13 protein-coding genes are annotated in these 14,079 nt (G+C 56.0%); 5 read left to right on the top strand and 8 right to left on the bottom strand.

From position 1 onward, the window contains the following. Nucleotides 1-14 precede the first annotated feature (14 nt). The 3 genes from M495_RS12555 to M495_RS12545 form a co-directional block, all read right to left on the bottom strand. Complete coding sequence (locus M495_RS12555; RefSeq protein ID WP_020827042.1) at nt 15-833, bottom strand: carbohydrate ABC transporter permease; 819 nt, start codon at nt 831-833, stop codon at nt 15-17. A 12-nt stretch (nt 834-845) separates the two neighbouring features. Beyond that, nucleotides 846-1,784 (bottom strand): carbohydrate ABC transporter permease, encoded by a 939-nt coding sequence (locus tag M495_RS12550; RefSeq protein ID WP_020827041.1) that lies wholly within the window; start codon nt 1,782-1,784, stop codon nt 846-848. A gap of 82 nt (nt 1,785-1,866) precedes the next feature. Next, nucleotides 1,867-3,120 carry an ABC transporter substrate-binding protein gene (locus M495_RS12545; protein WP_020827040.1) on the bottom strand — a complete coding sequence of 418 codons (1,254 nt, stop codon included), beginning with the start codon at nt 3,118-3,120 and terminating at the stop codon, nt 1,867-1,869. A 465-nt stretch (nt 3,121-3,585) separates the two neighbouring features. Here M495_RS12545 and M495_RS12540 point away from each other — a divergent pair, with 465 nt between their 5' ends. The 4 genes from M495_RS12540 (at nt 3,586) to M495_RS12525 (ending at nt 8,806) form a co-directional block, all read left to right on the top strand. After that, the gene (locus tag M495_RS12540; RefSeq protein ID WP_041414580.1) at nt 3,586-5,247 is read left to right on the top strand and encodes a DUF4091 domain-containing protein; all 1,662 of its coding nucleotides are present in this window, start codon (nt 3,586-3,588) and stop codon (nt 5,245-5,247) included. Nucleotides 5,248-5,415: 168 nt separating this feature from the next. Next, on the top strand, nt 5,416-7,137 hold the full coding sequence (gene olsF / locus M495_RS12535) for an ornithine lipid synthase OlsF (protein WP_020827038.1): 1,722 nt from the start codon (nt 5,416-5,418) through the stop codon (nt 7,135-7,137). Nucleotides 7,138-7,236: 99 nt separating this feature from the next. Beyond that, nucleotides 7,237-8,019: an N-formylglutamate amidohydrolase gene (locus M495_RS12530; protein ID WP_020827037.1), complete on the top strand. Its 783-nt coding sequence runs from the start codon at nt 7,237-7,239 to the stop codon at nt 8,017-8,019. A 73-nt stretch (nt 8,020-8,092) separates the two neighbouring features. After that, nucleotides 8,093-8,806, top strand: coding sequence for a flagellar brake protein (locus tag M495_RS12525; protein ID WP_020827036.1), 714 nt, complete (start codon nt 8,093-8,095; stop codon nt 8,804-8,806). Nucleotides 8,807-8,847: 41 nt separating this feature from the next. On the opposite strand, the gene pdxY is transcribed toward M495_RS12525, so the two are convergent. Genes pdxY through M495_RS12510 form a run of 3 tightly spaced genes read right to left on the bottom strand, consistent with a single transcriptional unit; the run spans nt 8,848 to nt 10,658 of the window. Beyond that, nucleotides 8,848-9,687, bottom strand: a complete 840-nt coding sequence (gene pdxY / locus M495_RS12520; protein ID WP_020827035.1) for a pyridoxal kinase — start codon at nt 9,685-9,687, stop codon at nt 8,848-8,850. Between the two features lie 3 nt (nt 9,688-9,690). Further along, nucleotides 9,691-10,404 carry a glutamine amidotransferase gene (locus M495_RS12515; protein WP_020827034.1) on the bottom strand — a complete coding sequence of 238 codons (714 nt, stop codon included), beginning with the start codon at nt 10,402-10,404 and terminating at the stop codon, nt 9,691-9,693. Beyond that, nucleotides 10,401-10,658 (bottom strand): hypothetical protein, encoded by a 258-nt coding sequence (locus M495_RS12510; protein ID WP_020827033.1) that lies wholly within the window; start codon nt 10,656-10,658, stop codon nt 10,401-10,403. The genes M495_RS12515 and M495_RS12510 overlap by 4 nt, the downstream gene beginning before the upstream one ends. A gap of 68 nt (nt 10,659-10,726) precedes the next feature. Here M495_RS12510 and M495_RS12505 point away from each other — a divergent pair, with 68 nt between their 5' ends. Continuing rightward, entirely contained in the window at nt 10,727-12,031 is a 1,305-nt protein-coding gene (locus M495_RS12505) for an aminotransferase class I/II-fold pyridoxal phosphate-dependent enzyme (RefSeq protein ID WP_020827032.1), read from the top strand. Between the two features lies 1 nt (nt 12,032). On the opposite strand, the gene M495_RS12500 is transcribed toward M495_RS12505, so the two are convergent. Both M495_RS12500 and pbpG read right to left on the bottom strand, forming a co-directional pair. After that, nucleotides 12,033-13,016 (bottom strand): MsnO8 family LLM class oxidoreductase, encoded by a 984-nt coding sequence (locus tag M495_RS12500; RefSeq protein ID WP_020827031.1) that lies wholly within the window; start codon nt 13,014-13,016, stop codon nt 12,033-12,035. 156 nt (nt 13,017-13,172) lie between these two features. Beyond that, on the bottom strand, nt 13,173-14,006 hold the full coding sequence (pbpG, locus tag M495_RS12495; RefSeq protein ID WP_020827030.1) for a D-alanyl-D-alanine endopeptidase: 834 nt from the start codon (nt 14,004-14,006) through the stop codon (nt 13,173-13,175). Nucleotides 14,007-14,079: the final 73 nt, after the last annotated feature.

Here is a 14,079-nt window from a genome sequence, read left to right as displayed (position 1 = left end):
CCTTGTGTTCGCGGTTAGCCTTTTACCCCAGCGCTGGCGATGCCCTGGATGAAGTAACGTTGGAAAAGAATGAACAGCATCAGCATGGGGATCACCGCCATCAGCGCCCCGGCCATCAGTAGCGAATACTCCACCCCGGCGCGGCTCGACAGCGACGCCAGCCCGACCGGCAGCGTCAGCTTCTCGGTGGTGGTGTTGACGATCAGCGGCCACATCAGGTTGTTCCAGCTCCACAGGCCGTTGATGATGATGCAGGCGATAATGCCAGGCCGGATCAGCGGCAGCATGATGCGCCAGAAGATGGCAAAGTAGCTGTAACCGTCAATCAGTGCGGCTTCCTCCATCTCCTTTGGTACCGCGAGGAAGAACTGGCGCAGCAGGAAAGTGGCATAAATACTGAAGATGCCAGGCAACACCAGCCCGGTGATGCTGTTCACCAGCCCCAACTTTTGCACCACCAGAAATTGCGGGATCAAAAAGGCTTGCCCGGGCACCATCAGGATGGAAATACACACCAGAAACACCGCATCACGGCCGCGAAAATGCAGGCGCGAGAAACCGTAGGCGGCCATGGTGGCGATCACCATTTGCAGGGTGACGGTGAAAAAAGTGGCCAACAGCGAGTTCAGGTAAAAATCGGCGAAGGGGATTTCGCGCATGATCTTACCGTAGGCCTGCAGGCTGGGGTGGGCCGGCAGCAGCGTCAGCGGGATCTGGATACTCTCGGCCTGAGTTTTCAGCGAGGTGACCAGCATCCAGATAAACGGCACGACCGAAGCCAACGCCGCCAACACCATAAACAGATACACCAGCGTTCTTTTACTTATGCTCATCGTCGCGGCTCCTCAGCTCACTTTCAGGCGTTTGCCAATCATCATTTGAATCAGGGTGATCAGCAGGGTGACGGCGAACAGCACCACGGTGATGGCGGAGGCGTAACCTTTCTCCTGCAGGTAAAAGGCGTATTTGTAGAACAGGTTGGTGACGGTCATCACGTCGCTTTCCACCAGCGCGCGGTCAAACATCAAAAACACCACGTCAAAGATTTGCAGGATCTCGATAAAACTCATTACCGAAACGAAGAACAGCGTCGGGACCATCATCGGCAGGGTAATACAGAAGAAGCGACGCAGGGTGCTGATGCCATCGATGTCGGCGGCCTCATACAGCTGGCGTGGAATGCTCTGCAAACCGGCCAGTAAAATGATGATTTTCAGCGCCAGCGACGACCAGATAATGATGATAGAAACGCTGATGCGCACCACGTCCGGATCGGATAGCCAGGCCACCGGTGAAATACCCAGTTGGCCAATCGCCTGGTTAATCAGGCCGAAGTCCTTGTTGAACAGCCATTGCCACACCATCGCCACCGCGGCGGGCATGGTGACCGCCGGCAGGAACAGCAGGGTGCGCAACAGCGCCTTGCCTCGGATATTTTGGTTGAGGCCAATGGCCAGCAGTAGCGACAGACTCAGGCTGACCGGTACACACACCACCACATAGAACAGGGTGTTGCCGGCGGCGGTGTAGAAATCGTCGTCTTCAAACAGATTGACGTAGTTATCGACGCTGAGGGTGCTCCAGCGCATAAACTGATTGAGGTCGGTAAAGCTGTAAAAGATGTTCTGCAAAAAAGGGATGAAGTAAAACACCGTCAACCCAATCAACAGCGGTAAAATCATCACCCAACCCCAAAAACGCTCGGCGCGCTCCAGGCGGCTGAGCGCAGGACGTGGGATGCTTTTTTGTTGTTTTAGGGCACCGTAGGTATCTGCCAGCGACATGTTGCCATTCCTCACCAGTAACGGCTTTGCGGTGTTCCGTTGCAGGCCGCGCCTTCGGGCAGGCGCAGCCGGCACGGGGCGATTACTGCTCCATGATGCGTTCGATCTTCTTGACCGACTTATCCATCTCCGGTTTGGCATCCGCGCCCATAAAGATTTTCTTCAGACTGGCTATCCACATGTTCTGCCATTTTGGCGTGTTGGTCCCGGCGGTCGGGTAGGCCTCGGTCACGTTGAGGGTGTCGATATAAGGCGTAACATCGACCTTCTTGATCTCCGCCGCCCAGGCTTTCGCCGCCACTTTATTGGCCGGGATCACCACTTTCGCCAACTCGGTTTGCGAAGCTTCGGTGCTCATAAACTCGATGTATTTCCAGGCTTCTTGTTTATGGGCGCTGTTGGCGGACATGGCGAACGCCAGGCTGTGCGCCACGCCGGATTGACGTTCGATTTTCGGCATCATTACCACGCCGATATGGTCGTTAATCAGCGGGTTGTTGGCGAACGGGGCCGCTAACCACGAGCCGGCATACACCATGGCCGCGCGGTTGGACTGGAAGATGTTCTCGGTTTTGACTTCGCTCATTTGCTGGGCGCTGGGCATCAGCCCGTCTTTCATCATTGACTGCAGCTGCTGATATACCCAGATGGACTTGTCGTTGGCGATGTCGGTCGGCTGGCCGTCTTTCGGGACGATGTGGTTGCCGTTCTGGAACAGCAGGTTCATGTAGCTGTCCTGGCCGTCGATGCTAAGGTCCATCACCAACGGGAAGGCACTGCCTTTCAAGCCGGTTTTCAAGGCTGCGGCTTTGGTTTTCAGGTCATTCCAGTTCCAATCGCTGGTGGGGTAGCTGACACCGGCCTGATCGAACAGCTTTTTGTTGTACCACACCGCAATAGAGTCCACGTCGCGCGGGATGGCCATCTGTTGGCCGTCATACTGATAGGCTTTTACCGAACTGGCGACCACGTCATTTAGCTTGACGCTGCTGCCGCTAATATAAGGTGTTAAAGGTTGCATAATGCCGTTTTTGGCATATTGAACAAAATAAGGCATATTTATCCAGAATATATCTGGCGCTACGCCGCCAGCTGCGGCGGAATCCAATTTAACGAAGTATTGTGCCGACGGCGTTAATTCTATGGCTATTTTAATGTTTGGGTTTTCTTTTTCAAAGCGTTTGGCGATTTCCTGCTCGGCCGGTAATTGATTTCTGTCCCATACGGCATAACGCAAAGTTATTTGATCGGCGGCATATAACATGGTCGGCAATAATAATGCCGTCGCAATGGCAGAATGCGCCAGAAGACGGCCGGTATTTTTTATCGGTGACATTGCTTTCCCCTCGGTGGACGACGAATAAATATTTTCGTAACGTGAATTCTTTCTATCCCTTAACTTTCAATGTGTCAATACACCCCGATCTGCCCAAAAATGGGGCGCGAATGTTTCGATGTTGTTAAGATTGAAAGGGTTGGGGCGTAAACCGAAAGCGTAAGTTGTTCACAATTCGTTAACCTTCTGCGGCAGTTTTGGCCCTGCCGTTGGGCAATGACTGGCTGCTGGGGTCATAGGAATAAGTGATAACCCTTGCACCATAATGGGGATTAAAAACATTTTTATTGTGCATGTCTGGGTATCTTTCATTTTTGTGATGCAAATAAACAAAAAAATTGTATCGGCAGGCTTTGCCTCGACGTAAACGCCGTTTTTTGAATGACCACTATTGTTTGAATCGATAAAAGGGGCTAGCCTGAAAATGACTCATCGGTATTTCCCCATTAGAGCGAGATTATTGCTATGCGCCTTTCATTGACTTTTACTCACAGTCTGGAAAAGATATTCCACAGCCACAATGCACCACAGATTGATCAAATAAATAAGTTGAGTGGCCTGAGCAATGAAATGATTTCCTGGCAGGGGGTTTATTGCCTTCACCGGGCCGATAACGAAACTCGGCGTGAATTAAGCTACCGTCTTGAGGGATCACTGGCGGAGTATATCAGCGTGCGGCAGGTGCAATCGGTACCCAGCCACTTTCCCTGTTATGCCCAGACCGATGAGAACTATCTGCGTACCGAGCCGGGGTTATTTCCCGATCCGCTGATGCCGCTGACCGAGCAGCGTTTCTTTGTCGCCAACAATTATTACGGCTGCCTTTGGCTGACCTATACACCGCCGTCGACGCCTGTGCCAGGCGGGGATTGCCCGCTGAACCTGACCTTGTTTGATGTTATCAGCGGCGAAGCCCTGGCCAGCGCCGCCCTGACGCTGCATATCGTCCCGGTTGAACTGCCGCCGCAAACCCTGTTGCACACCGAATGGGTGCATACCGATTGTCTGGCGGATTATTACCGCGTGCCGGTGTTCAGTCCCGAATACTGGCTGGCGGTACGCAACTTTGTTCGCTGTGCGGTTAACAGCGGAGTCAACATGCTGCTGACGCCGATCTTCACGCCACCGCTGGATACCGCCGTCGGCGGCGAGCGCACCACGGTACAGTTGATTGGCGTACAGCGTTCCGCGCAGGGTTATCGGTTTGATTTCCAGCGGCTGGCCCAGTGGGTGGATATGGCGCAGGAAGAGGGGATTGAACATTTTGAGATTGCCCCGTTGTTCACCCAGTGGGGGGCGGCGCATGCGCCAAAAATTCTGGCGGAGATCGACGGCGCACTTTGCCCGCTGTTCGGTTGGCACACTGACGCCCACGCGCAGGAGTATCAACAGTTTTTGCAGGCTCTGTTGCCGGCGTTGACCGCATGGTTCCGCGATCGCCAGTTGCAACAGCAGGTCTGGTTCCATATCTCGGATGAGCCAACGCTGGAGAACATCGCCGTTTATCAGCGTGCCGTTGCCGCCTTGCGCCCGCTGCTGGCCGGGTTCCGCACTTTTGACGCGCTGTCAGACTACGCGTTTTACCGGCAAGGACTGGTGGAAACGCCAGTGGCCGCTACCGACCATATAGACGCTTTCCTTGAGCATCAGGTTCCGGGCCTGTGGGCCTATTACTGCTGCGTGCAAAAGACCGAGGTGGCCAACCGTTTCTTTGCTCAACCTTCGGCGCGTAATCGTATTCTGGGCATCCAGCTTTACCTGTACAACATCAGCGGTTTTCTGCACTGGGGGTTCAACTTCTATAACAGCGGCCATTCGCGAGAAAAACTTAACCCCTACGCGGTGACCGATTGCCGAAATGCGTTTCCTTCCGGCGACGCCTTTGTGGTTTACCCCGGCGAAAACCTGACGCCGGTGGAGTCGCTGCGGTTACGGGTGCTGCATCAGGGCTTGCAGGACATGCGTGCGCTGCAGCTGTTGGAAAGCCTGACGGATCGCCACACGGTAGAGGCATTGATTGAACAGGAACTGGGGATGCGTATCACTTTTAAACGTTATCCGCATCAGGCAGCACCGCTGCTGCGGCTGCGTGAAGCGGTGAATCAGCGGATCGAAGCGCTGATTTAATTGGCATAAAATGCGGCGAGGGGGCGACAAGCAGAGAGTCGCCACCAAGTTTTCAATAATTTGCTATACCTGATAGGTCGAGGGATTTCATTTTTTTGTCATGTTACTGACATGTTAGGGTCATAGCGCTGGCTTAATTTTGCAGCGACTAAGCCAGGAGATAACGCGATGTTTAGCTTGGACTCTCTGTTGCATGATGCATTTCCACACCGCAATACCCCTGCCTGGCAGCGTAGCCTGCTGAGAACTTTACTCTTCGAAAAAGAATTCAAACAGTTTGCCGCCGATTATCCCCATCTGAAAGGCCTGGATCTGATCGAGCAGGTGGTGGACTACTTCAACCTCAGTTGTGAACTGGTGGATGGCGATCTGGAAAATATCCCGAGCCAGGGACCGGTGGTGCTGGTGGCTAATCACCCGATAGGGTCACTTGACGGACTGGTGCTGCTGCGTGCGGTCGCGGCGGTGCGGCCGGATGTCAAAGTGGTGGCCAGCCAACTGCTGACCTACATCGAACCGCTGCGCAGCCTGTTCGTACCGGTGGACAACGTCGCCTATAAGACCAGCCGCAAGCAAATTGAAGGCATGCAGGCGCAATTGGACAAGCAGGGTGCGCTGATCCTGTTCCCCGCTGGCGAAGTGTCGCGCATGAGCCCGAAAGGCATTCGCGACGGGCATTGGCATACTGGTTTCTTGCGTCTGGCGGCCAAGGCGCGCGCACCGATTGTGCCGATCCACATCAGCGCCCGTAACAGCAATTTATTCTACTTCACCTCCCTGGTTTATCGACCTCTGTCCACGCTATTACTGGTGCGCGAAATGTTCCAGCAGCAGGGCGGGCGCATTAAAATCCGCGTGGGTGGCCGTATTCCCTTTGCCAACTGGCACGACGGCCATACCAGCGCGAAAGATCTGGCGGAGCGTTTCCGCCGTCACGTTTATCGCCTGGGGCAGGGTAAAGAAGGATTGTTTGCCAGCGAATCTCCGATCGCCTTGCCGGAAGACCGACTGGAACTGAAGAAAGCGCTGGCAAACTGTGAGCGGCTGGGGGTTACCCCGGACGGCAAAATCATCTTCCTGTATCGCCGTCAGGACGAAGCGCGTACGCCTATCCTGCGTGAGCTAGGACGCCTGCGCGAAATCGCTTTCCGTGCGGTGGGGGAAGGCTCCGGTCGCCGCCGCGATCTGGACAGCTACGACGACGACTATTACCACCTGGTGCTGTGGGACGCGGACGAGTTGGAAATTGTCGGCGCTTACCGTTTTATCCCAACCGCCGAGCAGTTGGAACGCAAGGGCCTGGAAGGCATTTACAGCAACAGCCTGTTCCATTATGACCGCGATATGGCACCTATTCTGGCGCAGGGCATTGAGCTGGGCCGCAGTTTCATTCAGCCGGCCTACTGGGGCAAACGCGGGCTGGATTATCTGTGGTTGGGCATAGGCGCCTACCTGGCGAAGTACCCGCAGTACCGCTATCTTTTTGGCCCGGTGTCTATATCCGGAGGCATGCCGGTAACGGCGCGCGATCTGCTGATCGCCTTCTACCGGCTGTATTTCTCGCCGGACAGCGCGCTGGCGCAGTCGCGGCAGCCTTATCCTGCCTCGTTACCTCAGGTGCTGGCGCAGTTTGCCGGCGATAACTACCAGGAAGATCTGGTGCGACTGAAAAGCCTGTTGAGCAATATCGGCTGTTCGATCCCCACGTTGTATAAACAATATACCGAGCTGTGTGAACCGGGCGGGGTGCAGTTCATCGATTTTGGCACCGATCCGGCCTTCAATAACTGTATTGATGGGCTGGTGCTGGTCGATCTCACTCGGCTTAAACCTGCGCGTTTCCAACGTTATATCGCAGTGCATCAGCCGCAGGAGGCGTGCATAGAGTAATTGGCGTGGCGCTCATGCGTTTTTGATCTAATCCGAAGCTTGGCACCGGCGGGGGAAAATAGCCTAAGATAAGGCTTTGTTCCTCCGCCGGAGTTTTTCATGCCACAGCCGTTCGCCCCGTTTTTGTTGTCCGCCGAAGATCCCGCCGCCGTCGCGATTGAAACGCCAAAAGGCCTCGCGCCCTTCTTATTGCTTTGCGATCACGCCGGGCAGGCAATACCGCAGCAATTGGGCGATCTTGGGCTGCCGCCCGGCGAAATAGACCGTCATATTGGCTGGGACATCGGCGCACTGAACGTTTCACGTCACCTTAGTCGCCAGCTGGACGCGCCGCTGATTCATCAGCGCTATTCGCGTTTGGTTATTGACTGTAATCGGACACCCGGCATCCCCAGTTCCATACCAGAACTGTCCGAGTTGACGCCGATCCCCGGCAACGTGGGCATTGCGGCCGAACAGGCGCTGGCGCGCGAGCATGAGATTTTTCTGCCTTACCATCAGGCGATAACCGACAGCCTGGATGCGCGCCAGCGTAGCGGCTTGCCGACGGCGATCGTTGCCATGCACAGCTTTACGCCGGTGTTTAAAGGCAACGCGCGCCCGTGGCAGGTCGGACTGTTGTTCAACCGTCAGCCGGAGTTCGCGTTGTTGCTGGCTGAGCTGCTGCGTGAAGAAGGGGATTTGCAGGTGGGCATCAACGAGCCCTATGCCATGACCGACGCGACGGACTACACCCTGCCGGTGCATGCTGAGCGCCGGCAATTGCCCTATGTCGGTATCGAGATCCGCCAGGATCTGCTTGCCGATCAACAAGGTCAACAGGCCTGGGCAGAACGCTTCGCCAGACTGTTACCGCAAGCCTGGCATCGCTGGCAAATTTGACTTTAGGAATATTCCCAGTGATGATAACTGTAAGGAAAGTGTCAACGTCATTGGGAAGTGCCAGGAGCGTCAAGTGGAGCAGAATGATAACGGATTGTTTATCAAGCAGGAGCGCTTTGAAGTACTGGCGATTCTGCGTGAGATTTGTAAACAACGCACGCCGCTACGGGTCGTAAATGAGAAGCAGCAGTTTCAGAGTTTGTTATTGAGCGTCGGGCCGGACAACATCGTGTTTAGCGGCGATGAGGTGGATGCGACGGTTGATGGCGAATACACCATCGTGATTGAAAGCCATGATGCGAAGATCGAGTTCTCCGTAGGTCGGGCCGAATTCATCGAGCAGCAGGGCGTCAATGTCTGTTCAACCCAATTGCCGAAGCAGCTGGTTTACATCCAGCGCCGCCGTCAGTTCCGTGTGACTACCCCTCACTGGCGCCAGTTTTTGTGCAGTGGTGAATACGCCGATGGCAGTGAATATCAGCTGAGGATCCACGATCTGTCCGCCGGTGGTGTAGGGCTGCGCGTTGACGGTCCGTTACCGCCAAACCTACAGCCCGGCTTCCAGTTCAAAAAAGCGTTGTTGGATCTTGGCAGCTACGGCAGTTTCAAGGTCAATATGGAGCTGGTGGTGATCAACGACGATCATGAGCTGGATGACGACGACAACATGGTGCATTTTTCACGCCTGTCGTGCCGCTTTATGAAACTGGGTTTGGCCATGGAAAGAAAAATTCAGAGTGCGGTGTTTGCGTTTGAATTGGACTTCAACAAAAAGAAAAAACGCTAACCAAGACGCGAGGGGCAGCTGGCTGCCCCGTCACTCCCGGCCTATTTCAAAGCGCGCAGACTGCCAATTTCCTCCAGGCCGAAATGCTCCGCTTCCGCCAGAACATCACAAACTTCCCCCCCGGCGGTCACGATCGCCTCATCGAGACTTTTGCCATGCAGCAGATGGCTGACCAGCAACGCGGCAAACATATCCCCGGTGCCTTTGACCTTTGATTGAATTCTGGGGTGGGTATAGCTTTGCACTTCGTCGTGCTTGACCAGCAGTAACCCCAGTTGATCGTCGTTTTCCGCCACGCCCGGTGCGCTGGTCACCAACACCCACTCGGTGGTGTCATTGAGCAACGCCTGTGCAGCCTGCCGCGTCTGTTCCTGAGTGGTCAGAGGGTGACCGCAAAGCTGCTCCAGTTCGAAGCCGTTAGGGGTCAGGCCATTGGCCAATTGCAGGAAGGGGGAGCGGTAGCAATCGACAATGCGCTTATCGACATAAACACCTTCGCCGTAATCGCCCATCACCGGATCGATATAAATCTTTATCTGCGGATTGATCGCGCGCACGCGCTGTAACCAGGTATCCAGAATATGGCATTGGTCGACATTGCCCAGATAACCGACAATCACCGCCCGGGTGCGATTCATCACGCCGCGGGCCAGCAAATCCGCCAGAAAACCGCCGAACCACTCGGCGGAGATTACGCCGCCGCTGGGCGTACCGTAATAAGGGGGGCAACCGAACAGCACGCTGGGCACCTGCAGCACTTCCAGCCCCTTTTTCAACAGCGTGCGGTAGGCTATCCCGTTGCCGACGCTGCCATACACCACCTGAGATTGAATACTGATGACATCAATCTGCGGCGGCTGTAATTGAGAAATTTGTTGCATCTATCACTTCCTTGGTTCGATTTTATCCAACCAGCGCGTAAATACCTGGCGGGCGCGTTGCTCCAATTCTGTGCCGTAACGCGCAGCCTGTTGGCGCAAAAGCTGCGGCACGATGCCGGCCAGCTCAAGTTCACAGGCATGTCCCACCAGCCACCGTTCCAGATCGCGGTGATCGGCTTCCAGATGGAACTGTAGCCCAAGGGCGAAATCCTGATACTCAAATGCCTGATTAGGGCAGATTTCGGTACCCGCCAGGCGGGTCGTGCCTTCAGGGATCATAAACATATCACCGTGCCAGTGAAGCACCGGCGTGGACGCCAGTGGCGCCAGCACCGAGTCTTCATTATCCGTCAAGGTTAAGGGAGCGTAACCGATCTCTTTCACGCCAAGTGAAACGACCTCGGCGCCCAGCGCTTGGGCAATCACCTGCGCGCCGAGACAGACACCGATCGTAGGCCGTTTTTGCTGGAGACGCTGGGTAACCAGTGCTAACTCATCGTTGAGAAACGCATAGTGTTGCTGGCCGGCGAAGTGTTGAGCGGCGCTGATTGGCCCGCCCAGCACCACCAGCAGGTCGGTATCCTCGTTAACGATGGTGCGGATGTCGTCACGGCCCGCGTCGAAATAATCAATCTGATAGCCACGCAATGACAGCAGTGAGCCCAGAATGCCGAGGTTTTCAAAATTCACATGTCGGATCGCGACAACTTTTTTCATTGTTGTGGTACCTCTTGGCTATGAGGGTAAGGTTCCAGTTCCAGCGTATCGCCCAGGATGGTGATGCCGCCAATGCCGCTTTGATAAACTATCCGGCGCTCTTTGACCTGGCTGATACTCAACTGGTAGCCCTGATCGGCAGGGAACAGCGCCTGAGCCTGCTGAAGCTGATCGGCAGCCCAGGGCGTGAACATCTGCAAGCGACCGAAGGCTTTCCCGCCCTGTTTAATATCCAGTACGTAATGTTTTTCCATCTTTACCCCTTAACTTTTCCGTTCGAAACAGGTAATCTATTTTGAACTAATACAAAAAGGTTTTATGTATGAGCTCATTGTATGCAAAAGGCGGCAGCGCTGTCCAGATTGCTGAACAGATCAGCACGCAGATAAAGCAGGGTGATCTGCAGCCGGGTGACCTGCTGCCGCCGGTGCGTCAATTGGCCGGCGAGTTGGGGGTCAACCCCAATACCGTCGCCAGCGCCTATGCCAAGCTGCGTGATGCCGGTTTGGTGGCTACCCGCGGGCGTGCCGGTACTCAGGTACTTGAGCAACCTTTAATGACGGTGCGCAATGTTCGGCAAGTGCCTGAGGGGATGGGGGATTTGGCGAGTGGTAATCTGGATGCCGCGCTGCTGCCGGCCCTGTCGCTGGGCGCCGAAGACGTTTTCCCGCAGCAAACCGGATATGACGTCAGCGGGGATTTACCGGCGTTATGTCGGCTTGCCGGCGACTGGCTGGGCCAGCAGGGCGCAGAGTTGGGGGAACCGGCGGTGTTTTCCGGCGCGCTGGACGCTATCGAAAAGGCGTTGCGTATCCATGCGGCGCCGGGAGCCTCGGTGTGGGTGGAAGATCCCTGCTGGCCACCGCTACTGACGCTGTTGCGGCATCTGCGGCTGAAGCCTTTGCCGTTACCGGTTGATGAACAAGGGTGCCGCTTGCCGGAAAAAGAGGCCGCACCTCTGGGAGCCGCGGTGATCCTGACGCCTCGGGCACAGAACCCGACCGGCATGTCATTAAGCGCGGGCCGGGCCGCGAGTTGGCGGGAATTCCTGTCGCAAAACCCGGGCTGTCTGGCGATCGTCGATGACTTCTGGGGACCGCTGTCGCAGCGGCCGCTGCATTTGCCCTTTACCGCAGACAATGGCCTGTATGTGTTATCGCTGAGCAAGTTCCTCAGCCCGGATCTGCGTATTGCGCTGGCCTGCGGCAAGCCGCAGCTGCTGCAGACCATGCGGGCGGATCAATACATTCGCGAACGCTGGGTCAGCCATATCCTGCAGCAGATTGCCGTTAAATTGTGGACGCAGGCCCAGCAAGAGGGGCTGTTTGCACGGGCGCAGCAAACTTATCAGCAGCGGCGTGACGATTTGTCCGAGCGGCTGCGCGCATTGACCGGCGTGCCGGTATCGCCGGGAGAGGGAGTGCATATCTGGTTGCCGGTGCGTTCAGAAGCCGCCGCCAGCCAAATGATGGCGCAGCGTGGCTGGCTGGTGCAGAGCGGCGAGCCCTTCCGCCTGAAAAGCGGCCCGGCGATCCGCATCAGCCTGGCTAACCTTGAGCCGGCGCAGCTGGAAACGTTGGCTCAGGATCTGGCCGTCGCCATCGGCACCGGCACCGTGGTTAACTGAATCAAACAGCATCACCCGCTAGCGCCAGCAATTGCAGAGAGGCGAGGCGGGCGGCAGGCTGGCTGATGGGGGTATCAATCACAAACTCCTCTACTCCGTACTGTTGGTGTAACTGATCCAGCTGTTGACGCACCTGCCGGGCGGTCCCCAGCAGTATGTGGCTTTCGCGCGGTTCGATACGGTAATCGGTAGCGCCGGCCTGTTGTACAAAGCTTTCCGCCTGCTCCAGACTGCCGACGGTCACGCTTTGCCCACCGGTCACGTGGACACGATACTGCTGGATCCCGGCTACCAGATCCTTGGCCTGGCTTTCGCTGTCGGCGACGATCGCTGCCACCGCCAACAGGGCTTTTCGGCCACCGCTTTGCTCACTGTAATGAGCCAGCGCCCGCCGGATGTCCTCCGGGTTGCCATTGAGATGAGCGGCAAACACGAAGGCCCAGCCGTGTTCGGCGGCCAGTTGGGCGCTTTCATTGCTGGCGCCCAGCAGAAAGCGTTGCGCCGGCTGAACCGGCTGTGGCGTTGCGCTCAGGCCGGGCTGTGCATCATCGTTCAGATAGGCATTTAGCTGCGCGAGCTGTTTAGGGAAGTCAGGCTTATTCTGCTGATCGTGCGCGGCCTGCAGCGCCTGAGTCGAGAGCGGTAGCCCGCCAGGCGCTTTTCCCACGCCCAAATCAACCCGGCCCGGTGCCAGCGTGGCCAGCAGATTGAAGTTTTCCGCCACCTTATAAGCGCTGTAATGCTGCAGCATGACGCCGCCGGAGCCGATACGGATCCGTGAGGTTTGTCCGAGCAAGTAAGCAATCAGCACTTCAGGGGAAGGGCAAGCCAGCTGCGGGGTATTGTGATGCTCCGCCAGCCAAAAACGGCGGTACCCCCAAACTTCCGCCTGCTGTACCAGATGCAGCGTGCGTTTGAGCGCCTCGGCGGCGCTTTCTCCTTCGGCAATCGGACTTTTTTCCAACACGCTCAGGGCATAAGCCATTTTCCTGTTCCTTTATCATCGATGATTGATGACAAATACCATGCAGAACACCACCGGCGTAATATTGATTGGAGATAGGATATTCCATTGATAAAAAACGGATTTAGATATGCACGAGGTGGTATAGGGGCGCGTGGTTGACGCGCCCGATTCACATCAGGACTCCAGCCAGGCCTTCAGGCGAATAGCGTCGCTGTAGTGGCCGTAGCGCTGCTTTGAGCCGAGGAGGATGATCACCACCGGCTGCCCCTTGATCAGGGTTCGCATCACCAGACAGTGGCCGGCTTCGTTGGTGAAACCGGTCTTTTGCAGCTGAATTTTCCAGGCCCGATTGTTGATCAGCCCATTGGAACTGCGATAAATCAGCTGGCCCCGACCAGGACGGACGATTTGCTGCTTGTCGGTGCTGAAACGGCGAATGGTCTGATAACGGTAGGCATGATTCACCATTTTCAGCAGATCCCTGGCGCTGGCAACGTTGCGCGGCGTCAGGCCGGTCGGATCGTAAAAACGGGCGTGTTTCATGCCGAGGCTGCGTGCTTTCTGATTCATTTTCGCCACAAAGGCTTTTCGTCCCCCGGGATAGCCGCGGCTCAACGCGGCCGCCGCACGATTTTCCGATGACATCAGGGCGATATGCAGCATATCGCGCCGGCTGAGAATGGAGCCCAGGGTCAGGCGCGAATGGGTCTTCTTGAGCAGATCGCGGTCGGCAGGAGTGACTTTTATCGGGTTGCCCAGCGGGCGTTTGCTGTCCAATACCACCATGGCGGTCATCAATTTGCTCAGCGAGGCTATCGGCAACACGCGGTTGGCTTGTTTCTGATACAGCGTTTTACCGGTACGCTGATTGACCACCAATACCGAAGCAGAGTGAAGCGCCAGCGGTGCAGCAGCCTGCGCAGAGGGCTGAAACAACAGCAGCGTGAGAATCAAAATGACGCCGAAGCCTGAGGTGGAAAAGCGAAAAAGGGAATTCAATAAATGCATGGCAACCGTGACTACGTTCCTGACTGATGAAAAAATATCAGCAAGAGTCTGCACAGCAAATGTGGAGAAAATA

It is taken from the genome of Serratia liquefaciens ATCC 27592 (assembly GCF_000422085.1).
GTDB lineage: Bacteria > Pseudomonadota > Gammaproteobacteria > Enterobacterales > Enterobacteriaceae > Serratia > Serratia liquefaciens.
The sequence above is the reverse complement of the archived record's forward strand: the minus strand, read 5'-3'. Positions and strand labels throughout refer to the sequence as shown.